This window comes from Hydrogenophaga sp. NH-16 (assembly GCF_004006415.1).
GTDB classification, from domain to species: domain Bacteria; phylum Pseudomonadota; class Gammaproteobacteria; order Burkholderiales; family Burkholderiaceae_C; genus Hydrogenophaga; species Hydrogenophaga pseudoflava.
On record NZ_CP029344.1, the window covers coordinates 2,022,224 to 2,036,512 of the forward strand.

A 14,289-nucleotide genomic window follows, 5' to 3' on the forward strand; every position below is an offset into this window, starting at 1 on the left:
GGATCAGGCGATCCAGCCTTGGGCGAGGGCGAAGTGGCCGATGGCGGCGGCCATCAGCAGGCTGAGCACGGTGCGCACGAACCAGACGGCGACCATCTGGCGCAGCGACAGCGGGATGCGCGTGGCGAGCACGCAGGGGATGGAGCCCGAGAAGAACAGCACCGAGCTGACCGAGACCACGGCGGCGACGTAGCGCACCACCGGGTCGGCGCCCTTGAGCTGGATGGCGGGCAGGAACATCTCGGCCAGGCCCGAGGCCAGGGCCTTGGCGGTCAGCATGGGTTCGGCCAGACCGGCGATCCACACGAAGGGCACGAGCAGCAGGCCCAGCAGGTCGAACACCGGCGTGTAGCGCGCCAGCAGCAGGCCGATCAGGCCGACGGCGAGGATGGTGGGCACCACGGCGCTGGCCATGGCGATGCCGTCGCGCAGGTTCTCGGAGAGCACGCGCCAGAGCGACGGCGCGCTGCGGGCCTGGTGCATGCCGGCGTCCCACGCGGCCTGCCAGCGGCTGCGGCCGACGGGCAGCGTGTCGCTCACGCCGCCGCTGTTGTCCATGCGCGAGATCGGCGGAATCCAGGCGGTGATGGCGGTGACGGCGAAGGCGATGACGAAGGTGGACCAGAAGTAGAAGTTCCACGCACCCATCAGGTTCAGCGTCTTGGCCACGATGATCATGAAAGCGGCCGAGACGGTGGAGAAGCCGGTGGCGATGATGGCCGCCTCGCGCGCCGTGTACTTGCCTTCGAGGTAGACGCGGTTGGTGATGAGCAGACCGACCGAGTAGCTGCCGACGAAAGACGCCACGGCGTCGATGGCGGAGTGGCCGGGCGTGCGCCAGATGGGGCGCATGACGGGCTGCATCAGCACGCCCACCAGCTCCAGCAGACCGAAGCCGACCAGGAAGGCCAGCGCCACCGCGCCCAGCGGCACGATCAGGCCGACCGTGAGCGCCAGCTTGTCGAACAGGAAGGGCAGCATGTCCTTCTGGAACAGTACGGCCGGACCGGTGCCGGTGAGGTACATCAGCGCCAGCACCAGGCCCAGCACCTTGAGCGCGCTGAACACGGTGGCGGTGGTGCTGGCGCGCCAGCGGCCAGAGATGAAGGGCGAGGCCGCGCCCCAGGCCATGAGCGCCAGCACGAAGGCAATCGCCAGCGGGCGCTGCTGCGTGGCCAGCCAGGTGGCGGCGTGATCGAACAGGATGGTGGTCTTGCCGGCGATCTCCACCGGCAGGAAAAACATCACCAGCCCGAGGCTGCTGTAGGCCAGCATGCGCAGGGCGGCGGTGGGGTTGGGGGCGCTGGCAGCGGCGGCGCTGGTGTTCATGCGGTGTCTCCTGGTCTGACAGACAGCTTTTAAAGCTGTCTTGTTGAAATGTATATACAACTTTATGGGCCAGAATCCGGTCTGTCAATGCCATTGATCGCGTGGCGTACCCGGGAAAACCCTATGTCCGACAAGCTGCCCGCCTACCAAACCATCAAGCGCCACGTGCTCGCGCGCATCCACGACGGCACCTGGAAAGAGGGCGACGCGATCCCGGGCGAGGAAGCGCTGGCGCGCGAGTTCGGCGTCTCGCGCATGACGGTGAACCGCGCGATCCGCGAGCTGAGCGAGGAGCAGATCGTCGAGCGGGTGCAGGGCTCGGGCACCTATGTGGCGCAGCAGAAGTACCAGGCGACGCTGGTGGAGATCCGCAACATCGCCGAGGAGATCGCGGCGCGTGGCCACCGGCACCGCAGCGAGTTGCACAAGCTGGAGCGGGTGAAGGCGGGCGAGGCACTGGGGCGCGCGTTCGGCGTGTCACCGTCTCACACGTTGTTCCATTCGGTGGTGGTGCACTTCGAGAACGACCAGCCGATCCAGGTGGAGGACCGGCATGTGAACCCGGAGGTGGCGCCGGACTACCTGACGCAGGATTTCACCTCGCAGACGCCGAACGCCTACCTGATGCGGGTGGCGCCGCTGCAGGGCGTGTCGTTCGAGATCGAGGCGCTGCATCCACCGCAGGCTGTGGCCGAGATGCTGGCGATGCCGACGGGGGAGCCTTGTCTGGTGCTGCGGCGGCAGACGCGGTCGATGGGCAAGGTGGCTTCTGTCGCTGCTATGTGGCACCCGGCTTCCCGGTACCAGTTCACGGGGAGTTTTTGACTTCTTTTTTGCCTGCTGTGTTGGGTGGGCTGGGACGTGGGGTGCCCGTTCTCCGGCTCACCTCGCGGGCGTCGGTTCCTGTTCGATGGCGCTGCTTCGTCAACAACGGGCCTGTGCGCCGCCGTGTGGGCAACCGCGAATGGAGCCTGCGCCCGGGCTCCCCACGCCCCAACCCCGCTGACGGGTGGGCGCGCGCCAGACAGACACGCGAACCGGAACCGTGACTTCTTCGGCGTACCAAGGTCGTTCTGCATGCGGGTGGTGAGGTCGGCGGGCGCAGGCTCCATTCGCGGTTGCCACAGAGTTGGCGCGCCAGTGACCTGGTTGGCGAAGGCATGCAGGCGGGCAGGGCGCGTCGCCCGCGAGCGTGAGCCGGAGAACGCCGGCCTCACCACCCGCATGACGCGAGGTGGATGAGCGAAACCGCCCGAACGCCAGCCAGCCAGCTCACATCGCCCGAAACCGCCCCGCATAGAGCCGACTCACCGGCACTCGCTCCATCAACCCCGCCACTTCCAGACTCAGCTTGCCGGCCTCGTCCCGGTGCACCGTTCGGACCGCGGTGGCACGCACCACCGTGCCCCGGTGCACCTGCCAGAACACGCTGCCGTCCAGCTGCGGCAACAGGTCCTTCAGCGGCGTGCGGATCAGCAGCTCGGCCTCGCCCGTCAGCACCCGCACGTACTTGTCGGCGGCCTCGAACACCAGCACCTCGTCCACCGGCACCAGCCGGATCGTGTTACCCACACCGGCCTGGATCACCTTCAGCGCGGGTGCCGCCGGGGCCGCTAGCAGGGCGCGCAGGCGCTCGAAGGTCGCGTCGTCCGCGCCCGCCAACGGCACCGGTGAAGCCTGCTCGCCCAGCCGCGCCTGCACCCGCTGCACCGTGCGCGCCAGCCGTTCCGGCACCACCGGCTTGAGCACATAGTCCACCGCCTGCGCCTCGAAGGCCTGCACCGCGTACTGGTCGTAGGCGGTCACGAACACCAGCGCCGGGAACGGCACGTCGTCGGTCGGCCACTCCTCGGCCAGTTCGGCCGCCGCCTCCAGCCCCGTCATGCCCGGCATGCGGATGTCCAGGAACAGCACCTGCGGCCGCAGTGCCAGCGCCAGGTGCACAGCGCTCGCACCGTCCCCCACCTGCGCCGCTATGCGCAGTTCGGGCCAGGCACGCGCCAGCTCGGCCCGCAGCGCGGCGGCCAGCAGCGGTTCGTCTTCGGCGATCAGGGCGGTGATGGATGTCATGGGGTGATCTGAATGGGTAGCGTGAGCCGCACCGTGGTGCCCTGACCGGGCTGGCTGGAGACCTGCACCGACCCCGCGCCACCGGGCAGGCTGGCCATGCGCTCGCGCACCTGGGCCAGGCCGAAGCCGCCATCGGTGTCGGTGCGCTGCGTGTCGGGCGCCATGCCCACGCCGGTGTCGGCGATGTCGATGCGCAGCGTCTGGCCTTCGCAGCGCGCGACCACGTCGATGCGGCCACCCTCGACCCGCGGCTCCAGCCCGTGGCGGATCGCGTTTTCCACCAGCGGTTGCAGCAGCAGGGGCGGCACCGGGTGCGCCTGCAGTTCGGCCGGCAGGTCGAAGCCGAAGGCCAGCCGCGGCCCCATGCGCACTGCCATCAGTTCGAGGTAGTCGCGCAGCCGCGCACATTCGTCGGCCAGCGTGTGGCTGCCGGCGGCGGCGTCGGCGCGCGAACCGCGCAGCGTGGCGCGCAGGTAGTCGTTGAGCCGGTCCAGCATCTGGACCGCACGCGGCTGGTCGGTCTGGATCAGCACCCGCAGGTTGGCCAAGGTGTTGAACAGCATGTGCGGTTCGAGCTGCGTTTCCAGCAGCTTCAGCCGCGCTTCGGTGGCCTGGCGGCGCAAATCCTCGGCCTTGGCGCGCTGGTAGAAGCCCATCACGAAGAAGCCCGAGATCACCATGCCCGAGAACCAGATGCCGAACAGCCGTTTGGGCGACTGGCTGACCATCTCCCAGGTCGAGCGGCCGGCATAGGCGTCGCCGATGGCGGTGCCCAGGGTGTAGCCCAGTGTCGCCGCCACCAGCATGTAGGCGAACACACGCAGGTTGGACGCCCAGTAGTGCGGCGGCGGTGTACGCAGCCAGCCATGCAGCGCGATGCGCAGCGGGTCGCTGAAGAACCAGATCGAGGTGCTGATCGCGTAGCTGTAGACCAGCGAGATGTCCAGCGGGTGGCTGCGTGCCCCGATGCCCCAGAGGATCAGGCCGATGGCGAGTGAAAAGCCCCATATCACCAGCAAACGCCGCAGCGCCCGCTCGCGTGCATCGGCAGGCAGCCAGCCGAACAGGCGGTGGGCGACGGCGGATTTCATGGCTGATTCGGTGGCTGGCGGAGCGGCGACGATTCTGTCATGCGCGGCGGCCGGCCATGAGCCAGAGCGCCACGGGCCGTGCCGAGAACAGGCCGGTGAGGGCGCCGTAGCCGGCGGCCATCGAGAGGGCAAAGAGCGGGTCCAGGCGCAGGCCGGGCCGCATGGACAGCTCGACCCCCACGCCGTACTTGAGCAGGAAGATGGCTGCGATGGTCAGCAGGGGCAGGGCGCTTCCGGGCAGGGTGAACAGGCCGGTGGCGGGGTCGTGGGCAGCGCCCGGCGGCAGGGCGCGCGGGCCGCGCCAGGCCAGCACCAGGGCGCCCGCGGCCAGCCATACCAGCAGGCCAGGAGCCAGCCAGGGGCCGGCGGCCAGGTCGCCGCCCAGGCTGATCAGCGAGAACGCGGTCAGGCCCATCGCCAGCGCGGCCGCGCGGCGCAGGCCGATGTGGCGGGTGCGCAGCTGGGTCGCGCCCAGCGTCAACAGGCCGGCCAGCAGGCCCCAGACCCAGGTCGGGGTGCGCCGCAGGATCTCGGCGCCGGCTTCGGGGTGGTTCATCAGCAACTGGATCAGCATGGGGTTCTCCGTCGGGTGGCGATGGGCGCACTGTGCCGGTCGCCCGCGTGCCCAGCCAGCGCCGCGAGACGGAACATCTGGAAACCTTCGCGAAGTGCGGCCAGCGGGGAGCGAAATGCAGGCTTCCTACAATCGACCGACCGCTCCCCGCCCGGGGTGGCGGCCTTCGAGGACACCGACTTCATGACGCTTCCCGTGCTTCCCCGGCGCCGCCTGGCCGCCGCATCGCTGACCCTGCTGGCCCTGGCCGGCTGCAACGCCCTGCCCACCGGCCCGCGCCAGGTGAACATCAGCGAAGCCCAGCTGCTCGAACGCATCGCCACGCGCTTCCCGGTCAAGCAGCGCTACCTGGGCCTGCTGGAAACCACGCTGGACCAGCCCCGGCTGCGCCTGCGGCCCGAGGAGAACCGGGTCGGCACCCTGGTGAACTACCTGATCGCGCTGCCCCTGCCCGGGCAGTCGGACATCAAGGGCCAGCTGGAGCTGAGCTACGGCCTGCGCTTCGAGCCCTCGGACACCACGCTGCGGCTGACGCAGGCGCGGGTGGAGCGGCTGGACGTGGACGGGATGAACGCCGCCCAGGCGGCGCAGGTGAAGAAGGTCGGCGGCCTGCTCGCCGAGGACCTGCTGAACGAGGCGGTGGTGCACCGCTTCAAGAAGGAAGACCTGGAGTCGCTGGCCGGCCGCGGCTACCGGCCCGGCGCGCTGCGCGTCGTGCCCGGCGGGCTGCAGCTCACCCTCGAACCCCTGCCGCGCTGAGGGCCTCACCATGGACCTCCTGCTGCTGATCAAGGCCGCCATCATGGGCGTGGTGGAAGGGCTGACCGAGTTCCTTCCGATTTCGTCGACCGGCCACCTCATCCTGGCCGGCACGCTGCTGGACTTCCACGACGAACGCGCCAAGGTGTTCGAGATCGCGATCCAGACCGGCGCCATCTTCGCGGTGATCATCGTGTTCTGGCAGCGCATCCGGGCCACCATCGTCGGCCTGCCGTCCGAGCGGGACGCGCAGCGCTTCGCGCTCAACGTGGTGATCGGCTGCGTGCCCGCCGTGGTGCTGGGCCTGCTGCTGGGCAAGGCGATCAAGGCCCACCTGTTCACGCCCACGGTGGTGGCGCTGGCCTTCATCGCCGGCGCCTTCGTGATCCTCTGGGCCGAGCGGCGCCCGCCGTCGGCCGCGCGCGTGCAGTCGCTGGACGAGCTGACGCCGCTGGACGCGCTCAAGGTGGGGCTGGCGCAATGCTTCGGCCTGGTGCCGGGCACCAGCCGCTCGGGCTCCACCATCATCGGTGGCATGCTGTTCGGCCTCTCGCGCCAGGTGGCGACCGACTTCAGCTTCTTCCTGGGCATCCCGATCCTGATCGGCGCCGGGGGCTACAGCCTCTACAAGGAGCGCGCGCTGCTGTCGGTGGCCGACGTGCCGATGTTCGTGGTCGGTCTGCTGTTCGCCTTCCTCAGCGCCTGGGTCTGCATCCGATGGCTGCTGCGCTACGTGGCCAGCCACAGCTTCGTGCCGTTCGCCTGGTACCGGATCGCCTTCGGTGTGCTGATCCTGCTGACCGCCCATTTCGGCTGGGTCGACTGGTCGGCCTGAGGGCGGAGAACACGGCCCGGTGACCACCATGGGTTCGCTGCTCTGGCGGCTGTCCACGCTGCTCGGTGGCGTCGGGCTGCTGGTGGTGGGCGTGGGCCTGCTGTTCTCGGTGCTGGGCTTGCGTGCGGGGGCGGCCGACTTCTCGCGCCTGGCGCTGGGCCTGGTGACATCGGCCTATTTCGCCGGCTTCGTGCTGGGCACCTACCTCTGCCCGAAGGTGATCCGCCGGGTGGGCCACATCCGTGCCTTCGCGGCCATGGCCTCGCTGGCATCGACCATGCCGATCCTGCACGCGCTGTGGATCGACCCCTGGTTCTGGGGCCTGTTGCGCCTGGTCACCGGCGTGTGCATGGTGGGTCTGTACATCGTGGTGGAGAGCTGGCTGAACGCGCTGGCACCCAGCGAACACCGCGGCAAGTTGTTCGCGGTCTACATGGCGATCAACTTCGTGGCGCTGGCGCTGGGGCAGTGGCTCATCCTGGTGGGTGACCGGCTGGGCTTCGTGCCGTTCGCGTTGGTCTCTGTGATGTTCTCGTTCGCACTGCTGCCGATCACCATGACGCCGGTGGACGAACCCGAGCCGGTGCAGGCGCCCCGGCTGAGCATGCGCAGCCTCTACGACGCGTCGCCCATGGGCATGGCGGCGGCCCTCTGTTCGGGGCTGGTCACCGGGTCGTTCTACGGGCTGGCGGCGTCGTTCGCGCAGGGCGCCGGGCTGGGCGATGGCGCTGTGGCCAGTTTCATGGCCGCGACCATCCTGGGTGGAGCGGTGTTCCAGTGGCCGGTCGGGCATTTCTCGGACACCCACGACCGGCGCCTGGTGCTGCTGTGGGTGTGCCTGCTCGGTGCAGGCCTGTGCGGCCTGGGCTGGCTGGTGGCGGGCATCGCGGCGCCCTGGCTGCTGGCGCTGGCGCCGCTGCTCGGCGGCCTGATCTTCGCGATCTATGGCCTGGGTGTGGCGCACGTGAACGATGTGATCGACTCCAGCCGGCTGGTGGAGTTCACCGGAGGCCTCCTGCTGCTGCACGGCGCCGGCGCGGCACTGGGACCGGCCCTGGCCGGCACGGTGATGGAGGTGGCCGGTTCCGACAGCCTGATGCTGTGCTTCGCCGCGGTGCTGGGGGGCCTGGCGATCTACACCCTCAAGCGCCTGGGGGTTGCCGGCCCGGTGCCGACCGAGGAGAAGGCTCAGTTCGTGCTGATGGGCGGAGGCTCCCAGGCGGTGCTGCAGATGGACCCGCGCCAGTCCGAGGCAACAGGCCAGGAGGATGCGGCGTCCGACAGCGCGCCGCCCCACTGAACGTCCCAGGCGGGGTCAGGCGGGATCGCCCAGCGTGAATCCGAATGTGGCTCCCGCGCCCGGACGGGCTTCTGCCCGCAGCACACCACCATGGCGTTGCACGATGCGGCGCGCCGTGGCCAGGCCGATGCCCAGGCCGGCGAACTCGCTCGGTCCGTGCAGGCGCTGGAAGGGCTGGAACAGCTTGCTGGCGCGCGCCATATCGAAACCCGTGCCGTTGTCGCTGACGCAGTACTCGCGCCCGCCATCGGCCTCGCGCGAGAACACCCGGATGCGGGCCGGTGCCACACCGGAGGTGTACTTCCAGGCGTTGTTCAGCAGGTTCTGCATCAGCGCCTCGATCAGCGCCGGATCGGCCTGCACGAGCAGGTCGGGCTCGATCTCCCACTCGACCGCGCGCTGGGGTTCGGCCACCGACAGCTCCTCGAGGATGCGGGTGGCGATGGCGCTCAGGTTCACGTTCTCGCGTTGCACCTCGCCGCGTGAGTACTGCGAGAGCTTGAGCAGCCCGTCGATCAGCTCGCCCATCTTCTTGCTTGCGCCCATGATGCGGCCAAGGTGTTCCTGGCTGGCGGTGTCCAGGCCCGGGTTGTCTTCCCGCAGGGCCTGCGCGAAGCCATTGATGATGCGCAGCGGCGACCGCAGGTCGTGCGCCACCGCGTACGAGTAGCTCTCCAGCTCGTCGTAGGCGTCCCGCAGCGCGCGCGTGCGGTCGCGGATGCGCTGCTCCAGCGTCGCGTTGAGCTGCTGGAACTCCAGTTCGATGCGTTTGCGTTCGGTGATGTCCTGCGTCACGCCCAGGGCCCGGATCGCGCGGCCCTGGGGGTCGCGTTCGAACTCCGCCTTCACCGAATGCCAGTACTCGTGCCCGTCAAGAACGACCCGGTACTCGATCTCGTAGACGGCCTCTCCCTTGACGGCCCGTGGCCACAGCGCCATCACCCGCAGGCGGTCGTCGGGGTGGATCATGTCCAGCATGTCCTTGATGCCGTATTCGTTGGACGGGAAGGAGAGGAAGAACTCGCTCTTGGTGAGGTTGCCGATCCGGCCGGTGGCGAGGTCGGCCTGCCAGGCGCCGATGTTCGCCAGCTTCTGTGCCTGGCTCATGAGGTTCTGGCTGGTGCGCAGGGCCTCTTCCGCGGCCTTCTGGGCGCTGATGTCCTGCACCACCGCAATGAGGTAATCGGGCTCGCCGCTGGACTTGCGCACCAGCGCCACCGTCAGCTGGACCCACACGATGTGGCCGTCCTTGTGCCGGTAGCGCTTCTCCAGCATGTAGCTGATCCGTGCGCCGGTCAGCGCCTCGTCGAGCATGCGCAGGTCGGGGCCGATGTCCTCGGCGACGGTGATGTCCTGGAAGCTCAGGTGCGCCAGTTCGTCTTTGCTGTAGCCGACCATGTTGCAGAAGGTCTGGTTGGCGCGGAGCAGCCGGCCTCGGGTGTCGACGTGGGTGATGCCCGATGCCGCATGCTCGAAGGTGTCCAGGAGGTGCTGCTGCGCCAGCCGGATCTGCCGGTCCGCTGCCTGCAGCTGCCGGTTGCGCGACTGCATCAGCGCAATCGCCCCGACCACCACCAGCTGGGTGATCAGGTGCCAGGTGTTGAGCCAGAAGGCTTCCTCCAGGTTCTGGAACACGAAGGACCCGTAGGGCGGCACCATGAAGAAATTGACCAGCAGCATGCCCAGTGCGAGGCTGAGCAATCCCGGTCCGAGGCCACCGTAGAGGGCCGAAAACGCCACCGCGAGCGCAGGGGTGATGAAGCGCCCGCCGGAGTCGGCCGGCGCCAGTGCGACGCGCGCCCAGACCGCGATCAGCGTCAGCACGATGGCCGCTCCATAGCGCAGCCAGGCCGGATGATCGGTCCAGTCGAGGAGGGCACGGCCGGCAGTGGCCGTGTGTGGGTTGGACGCAGCGCTCATGGTGCTTGAAGCATCCTACCCCGAGTACCCGGGATCAAGCGCCGGAAAAGCCCGGATTTTTCAGCGCCTGCAGGCAGGCGTCGATGGCCGCAGCGGTCTCGTGGGGGCGTTCCATGGGGAACAGGTGGCTGCCCGGGAGCATGCGCAGGCGCCCGGGATGGGGGCCCACCAGCTTGTGCGTCATGGCCATGCCGACCTGTTTCATCTCCTGCGAGTCGTGGCCACCCAGGAAGCCCACCGGGCACTGCAGCGGGTGGCGTCGCAGCAGGCGGTCGAGGTTGTGCGGCAGGGTGTTGTAGATCGCGGTCTCGATGTCGCGGTCGAAGGCCAGCACGCGGCGTGGCCCCTGGGGCGTGGTTGCATCCAGCGTGCCGTGTTCGATGTAGTCGCGCAGCACCTGGGGTTCCCAGGCGGCGAAGGCCTTCTTGCGGGCAAAGTGGTCGAAGGCCGACTGGGCATCGGGCCAGCTGTGGCGGCGGATGCGGCTGATCTTGCCGGGCGAGATCGATCCCACCAGCTGCGTGCGCTTGGCCAGCTCCAGCGCCCGCGCCCGCCAGCCGCCGAGCACCGGCGAGTCGATCAGCAGCACACCCTGCACGCCGTGGCCGCCGAGCCGGGGGTGGCGCGCGGCGCACATGATGCTCAGGAAGCCGCCGAGCGAGTGCCCGACCAGCCAGGCCGGCTTGCCGTGCTTTTCGATTTCAGGGCCGGCGAAGTCGGCCAGCTGCTGCACCAGGTGCGGCCAGTTGCTGGTGACCGGGTACTTCGGGTCGTGGCCGAACTTCTCCACCGCACGCACCGCGTGGCCGCGCGCCCGCAGCGACTTGAACAGCACGCCGTAGGTGCTGGCCGGGAAGCTGTTGGCGTGGGAGAAAACGATCAGGGACATCAGATCAGCTTCTCTTTCGGGTTCGTGATCTTCTTGAGGGGCTGGCTGCGCGTGCTGCAGCCCATCAGCGGCACGGTGGTCGGCGAACCGTCCCAGACCGGGTGCTCGATGGCGTCGAACACCTCGCGCAGCTTCTGGCCCCAGGTGTTGCGCACCATGCGAAAGTAGGGGTTGTTCTCATCGATGCAGGTGATCCGGTCGGTCTTGAGCGCGTCGGCTTCGTAGACCACCAGGTCCAGCGGCAGGCCCACCGACAGGTTCGACTTGAGCGTGCTGTCCATCGACACCAGCGCGCACTTGGCGGCCTCGTCCAGCGGTGTGTCGGGTGTGATCACACGGTCCAGCACGGGTTTGCCGTACTTGGATTCGCCGATCTGGAAGAATGGCGTCTCGGGCGTGGCCTCGATGAAGTTGCCGGCCGAATAGACCTGGAACAGGCGCATGCCCTCGCTGCCGATCTGGCCGCCGAAGATCATGGAGACGTTGAAGTCCACGCCCGCGCGCTTGAGCGCCTCGCCATCGCGTTCGAACACATGCCGCACCGCCGAGCCCAGCACACGCGCGGCGTCGAACATGCTCCTGGCATTCCAGATGGTGACCGGGTCGCCGCCCTCGTGGTCGGCCAGTTGCTCGACCTGCAGGATCTCGCGCACCGATTGCGAAATGCTCAGGTTGCCGGCGGAGAGCAGGCACATGAAACGGTCACCGGGCTTCTCGTAGACGATCATCTTGCGGAAGGTGCTGATCTGGTCCAGGCCCGCGTTGGTGCGGGAGTCGGACAGAAAGACCAGTCCGGCCTTGAGTTTGACGGCGACGCAGTAAGTCATGGTTTCGTGGCGAGTTTCTTGAGGGCGTAGAGCTGGTCCAGCGCCTCGCGTGGGCTCAGCGCATCGGGGTCGATGGTGGCCAGGGCGGCCAGCACCGGGGGCATTTCAGGTTCGGGTGGGGCCGGTGGCGGCGCGAACAGGTCCACCTGCACACGGCTGCTTTCGCTGTGCGCCTCCAGCGCGGCCAGCGCATGTTTGGCGTGCTGCACCACCGCACCGGGCACACCGGCCAGGCGCGCGACCTGGATGCCGTAGCTGCGGCTGGCCGGACCGGGCTCGATCTGGTGCAGGAACACGATGCCGCTCTTGCCGCCGCCCTCGACCGCGCTCACGTGCACGTTCACCGCGCCGTGGTGGGTGGCCGGAAACTCGGTGAGCTCGAAGTAGTGGGTGGCGAACAGCGTGAAGCAGCGCGCCTTGTCGTGCAGGTGGGCGGCGATGCCACCGGCCAGGGCCAGGCCGTCGAAGGTGGAGGTGCCGCGGCCGATCTCGTCCATCAGCACCAGGCTTTCCGGCGTGGCGGCGTGCAGGATCTGCGCCGCCTCGGTCATCTCGACCATGAAGGTCGACTGCGCGTTGGCCAGGTCGTCGGCCGCACCGATGCGGGTGTGGATGGCGTCGATCGGGCCGAGCCGGCAGCTGGCCGCCGGCACGTAGCTGCCCATGCTGGCCAGCAGCACGATGACCGCGACCTGGCGCATGTAGGTGCTCTTGCCGCCCATGTTGGGGCCGGTGATGACCTGCATGCGCTGCTTGCCGCCCAGCACCGTGTCGTTGGCGATGAAGCTGCCGCCAGTGGTTTCGTTGAGCCGTGCTTCCACCACCGGGTGGCGGCCACCGCGGATCTCGATGCAGGGCTCGGGCGCGAACGTGGGCTCGGCCCAGTTCAGCGTCAGCGAGCGCTCGGCCAGCGCACACAGCGCGTCCAGCGCGGCCATGGCACGGGCCAGCTTCGTCAGCTGGTCGATCCAGGCCTGCATTTCGTCGAGCAGCAGCTCGTAGAGATATTTCTCGCGCGCCAGGGCACGGTCTTGCGCGCTGAGCGCCTTGTCTTCAAAGGCCTTGAGCTCGGGCGTGATGAAGCGCTCGGCGTTCTTGAGCGTCTGGCGCCGGCGGTAGTCGTCGGGCACCTTGTCCAGCTGGCCCTGCGTGACCTCGATGTAGAAGCCGTGCACCTTGTTGAACTGCACGCGCAGGTTGGCGATGCCGGTGCGCGCGCGTTCGCGGGTTTCGAGGTCGATCAGGAAGCCGTCGCAGTTGGTCTGGATGGCACGCAGCTCGTCGAGTTCGGCGTCGAAGCCGTCGGCGATCACGCCACCGTCGCGCACCAGGGCGGCCGGCTCGGGCGCGATGGCCTGGGCCAGCCGTTCGGCACAGCCTGGGGGCGGGGTCAGGTCGGCGGCGATGCGCTGCAGCAAGGCCGGTGGGTGCGCGCCCAAGCCGGTGGCCAGCGCCTTCGACAGCTGCAACGACCGGCCCAGCGTCGCCGTCAGGCCCACCAGCTCGCGCGGGCGCACCTGGCGCAGTGCGGTTCGGGCGGTGATGCGCTCGACGTCGCTCGATCCCTTGAGCTCGGCGCGCAGCGTCTGCCACATGCCGCCGCGCAGCAGGCCAATGGCGGCCAGCCGTTCGCGCGCCTGCGTGCGCTCGCGGCGCGGCTCCAGCAGCCAGCTGCGCAGCGCGCGGCTGCCCATGCCGGTGTGGCAGGTGTCCAGCAGCGAGAACAGCGTCGGGCTGGTCTCGCCACGCAGGGTGTGGGTGAGTTCGAGGTTGCGCCGCGTGTTGACCGGCAGGTCGATCAGCTCACCGCTGCGCGCGACCTGCAGGCTCCTGATGTGGGTGAGCGCGCGGCCCTGCGTGTGTTCGGCGTAGGCCAGCAGCGCGGCGGCCGCGGCGTGCGCGTCCTTCAGGTCCTGCGCGTCCCAGGCGCCCAGGCTGGCGGCCTGGAGTTGTTCGAGCAGCTTGCGCTCACCCAGCCCGGCGTCAAAGGCCCAGGCCGGCCGTACCACGGCCACGCAGCGCGCGCCGCTGGGCAGGGGCTGGGCGCTGATCTGCTGCAGCGACTTCTCGAACGCGGGAGTGACCTCGGCGCTGTACAGCACCTCGCCGGGGCCCACGCGGGCGATCCAGTCGGCCAGCTCGTCGCTGGCGCACTGGGCCAGGAACACGATGCCCTGCGTCACCGACAGCCAGGCCAGGCCCAGGCCGGTGCGGGCACCGGGGTGCACCGCCATCACCAGCGCCTCGGTCTTGTCGGACAGCAGCTCGGTGTCGGTCAGGGTGCCGGGCGTGACCACGCGCACCACCTTGCGTTCGACTGGCCCCTTGGCGGTGGCCACGTCGCCCACCTGTTCGCAGATGGCGACCGACTCGCCCAGCTTGATCAGCCGCGCCAGGTAGCTCTCGACCGAGTGGAAGGGCACGCCGGCCATGATGACCGGCTCGCCGGCCGACTGGCCGCGCTGCGTGAGCGTGATGTCCAGCAGCCGCGCGGCCTTTTCCGCATCGGCGTAGAACATCTCGTAGAAGTCGCCCATGCGGTAGAACAGCAGCGTGTCGGGATGCCCGGCCTTGAGGGCCAGGTACTGCTGCATCATGGGGGTGTGGCGGTCCAGCGGGGCGGTCAAGGCAAGTCCGGGAAACAATGCACAAAAGCGACCTACTTTAGCAGTTCGGGGTCTTCCCCCAGTGCGAC

Annotated in this window: 12 protein-coding genes; 4 read left to right on the forward strand and 8 right to left on the reverse strand. The window is 69.0% G+C overall.

Annotation, left to right across the window (positions count from 1 at the left end):
* Window positions 1–3 precede the first annotated feature (3 nt).
* On the reverse strand, window positions 4–1,329 hold the full coding sequence (locus DD542_RS09840) for a YjiH family protein (RefSeq protein ID WP_127805427.1): 1,326 nt from the start codon (window positions 1,327–1,329) through the stop codon (window positions 4–6).
* Window positions 1,330–1,452: 123 nt separating this feature from the next.
* Here DD542_RS09840 and hutC point away from each other — a divergent pair, with 123 nt between their 5' ends.
* Window positions 1,453–2,154, forward strand: a complete 702-nt coding sequence (hutC, locus tag DD542_RS09845; protein ID WP_127805429.1) for a histidine utilization repressor — start codon at window positions 1,453–1,455, stop codon at window positions 2,152–2,154.
* Window positions 2,155–2,601: 447 nt separating this feature from the next.
* Here the strand turns inward: hutC and DD542_RS09850 are convergent, their stop codons facing one another.
* The 3 genes from DD542_RS09850 to DD542_RS09860 are packed head-to-tail and all read right to left on the reverse strand — an operon-like array spanning window position 2,602 to window position 5,064.
* Window positions 2,602–3,399, reverse strand: coding sequence for a LytTR family DNA-binding domain-containing protein (locus tag DD542_RS09850; protein ID WP_127805431.1), 798 nt, complete (start codon window positions 3,397–3,399; stop codon window positions 2,602–2,604).
* Complete coding sequence (locus tag DD542_RS09855; RefSeq protein WP_241559739.1) at window positions 3,396–4,490, reverse strand: histidine kinase; 1,095 nt, start codon at window positions 4,488–4,490, stop codon at window positions 3,396–3,398. Before DD542_RS09855 ends, DD542_RS09850 begins: the two co-directional genes overlap by 4 nt.
* 37 nt (window positions 4,491–4,527) lie before the next feature.
* Window positions 4,528–5,064 (reverse strand): DUF6622 family protein, encoded by a 537-nt coding sequence (locus DD542_RS09860; RefSeq protein WP_127805433.1) that lies wholly within the window; start codon window positions 5,062–5,064, stop codon window positions 4,528–4,530.
* A gap of 183 nt (window positions 5,065–5,247) precedes the next feature.
* Between DD542_RS09860 and DD542_RS09865 the strand changes: the two genes are divergently transcribed.
* Genes DD542_RS09865 through DD542_RS09875 form a run of 3 tightly spaced genes read left to right on the forward strand, consistent with a single transcriptional unit; the run spans window position 5,248 to window position 7,958 of the window.
* On the forward strand, window positions 5,248–5,823 hold the full coding sequence (locus DD542_RS09865; protein WP_127805435.1) for a DUF1439 domain-containing protein: 576 nt from the start codon (window positions 5,248–5,250) through the stop codon (window positions 5,821–5,823).
* A gap of 10 nt (window positions 5,824–5,833) precedes the next feature.
* The gene (locus tag DD542_RS09870; protein WP_127805437.1) at window positions 5,834–6,658 is read left to right on the forward strand and encodes an undecaprenyl-diphosphate phosphatase; all 825 of its coding nucleotides are present in this window, start codon (window positions 5,834–5,836) and stop codon (window positions 6,656–6,658) included.
* 28 nt (window positions 6,659–6,686) lie between these two features.
* The gene (locus tag DD542_RS09875; RefSeq protein ID WP_127805439.1) at window positions 6,687–7,958 is read left to right on the forward strand and encodes an MFS transporter; all 1,272 of its coding nucleotides are present in this window, start codon (window positions 6,687–6,689) and stop codon (window positions 7,956–7,958) included.
* Between the two features lie 15 nt (window positions 7,959–7,973).
* Here DD542_RS09875 and DD542_RS09880 read toward each other — a convergent pair whose 3' ends face one another.
* The 4 genes from DD542_RS09880 to mutS are packed head-to-tail and all read right to left on the reverse strand — an operon-like array spanning window position 7,974 to window position 14,191.
* On the reverse strand, window positions 7,974–9,878 hold the full coding sequence (locus DD542_RS09880; RefSeq protein ID WP_127805441.1) for a PAS domain S-box protein: 1,905 nt from the start codon (window positions 9,876–9,878) through the stop codon (window positions 7,974–7,976).
* 34 nt (window positions 9,879–9,912) lie between these two features.
* Window positions 9,913–10,767 carry an alpha/beta hydrolase gene (locus tag DD542_RS09885; RefSeq protein ID WP_127805443.1) on the reverse strand — a complete coding sequence of 285 codons (855 nt, stop codon included), beginning with the start codon at window positions 10,765–10,767 and terminating at the stop codon, window positions 9,913–9,915.
* The gene (locus DD542_RS09890) at window positions 10,767–11,594 is read right to left on the reverse strand and encodes a proteasome-type protease (RefSeq protein ID WP_127805445.1); all 828 of its coding nucleotides are present in this window, start codon (window positions 11,592–11,594) and stop codon (window positions 10,767–10,769) included. Before DD542_RS09890 ends, DD542_RS09885 begins: the two co-directional genes overlap by 1 nt.
* Window positions 11,591–14,191, reverse strand: a complete 2,601-nt coding sequence (mutS, locus tag DD542_RS09895; protein WP_127807352.1) for a DNA mismatch repair protein MutS — start codon at window positions 14,189–14,191, stop codon at window positions 11,591–11,593. Before mutS ends, DD542_RS09890 begins: the two co-directional genes overlap by 4 nt.
* Window positions 14,192–14,289 lie beyond the last annotated feature (98 nt).

Bases quoted from the DNA above. Each gene is read 5' to 3' on its own strand.
- DD542_RS09880 (WP_127805441.1), bottom strand. From the start codon at position 9,878: ATGAGCGCTGCGTCCAACCCACACACGGCCACTGCCGGCCGTGCCCTC.
- DD542_RS09875 (WP_127805439.1), top strand. From the start codon at position 6,687: ATGGGTTCGCTGCTCTGGCGGCTGTCCACGCTGCTCGGTGGCGTCGGG.
- DD542_RS09855 (WP_241559739.1), bottom strand. From the start codon at position 4,490: ATGAAATCCGCCGTCGCCCACCGCCTGTTCGGCTGGCTGCCTGCCGAT.
- hutC (WP_127805429.1), top strand. From the start codon at position 1,453: ATGTCCGACAAGCTGCCCGCCTACCAAACCATCAAGCGCCACGTGCTC.
- DD542_RS09870 (WP_127805437.1), top strand. From the start codon at position 5,834: ATGGACCTCCTGCTGCTGATCAAGGCCGCCATCATGGGCGTGGTGGAA.
- DD542_RS09850 (WP_127805431.1), bottom strand. From the start codon at position 3,399: ATGACATCCATCACCGCCCTGATCGCCGAAGACGAACCGCTGCTGGCC.
- DD542_RS09890 (WP_127805445.1), bottom strand. From the start codon at position 11,594: ATGACTTACTGCGTCGCCGTCAAACTCAAGGCCGGACTGGTCTTTCTG.
- mutS (WP_127807352.1), bottom strand. From the start codon at position 14,191: ATGATGCAGCAGTACCTGGCCCTCAAGGCCGGGCATCCCGACACGCTG.
- DD542_RS09860 (WP_127805433.1), bottom strand. From the start codon at position 5,064: ATGCTGATCCAGTTGCTGATGAACCACCCCGAAGCCGGCGCCGAGATC.
- DD542_RS09865 (WP_127805435.1), top strand. From the start codon at position 5,248: ATGACGCTTCCCGTGCTTCCCCGGCGCCGCCTGGCCGCCGCATCGCTG.
- DD542_RS09840 (WP_127805427.1), bottom strand. From the start codon at position 1,329: ATGAACACCAGCGCCGCCGCTGCCAGCGCCCCCAACCCCACCGCCGCC.
- DD542_RS09885 (WP_127805443.1), bottom strand. From the start codon at position 10,767: ATGTCCCTGATCGTTTTCTCCCACGCCAACAGCTTCCCGGCCAGCACC.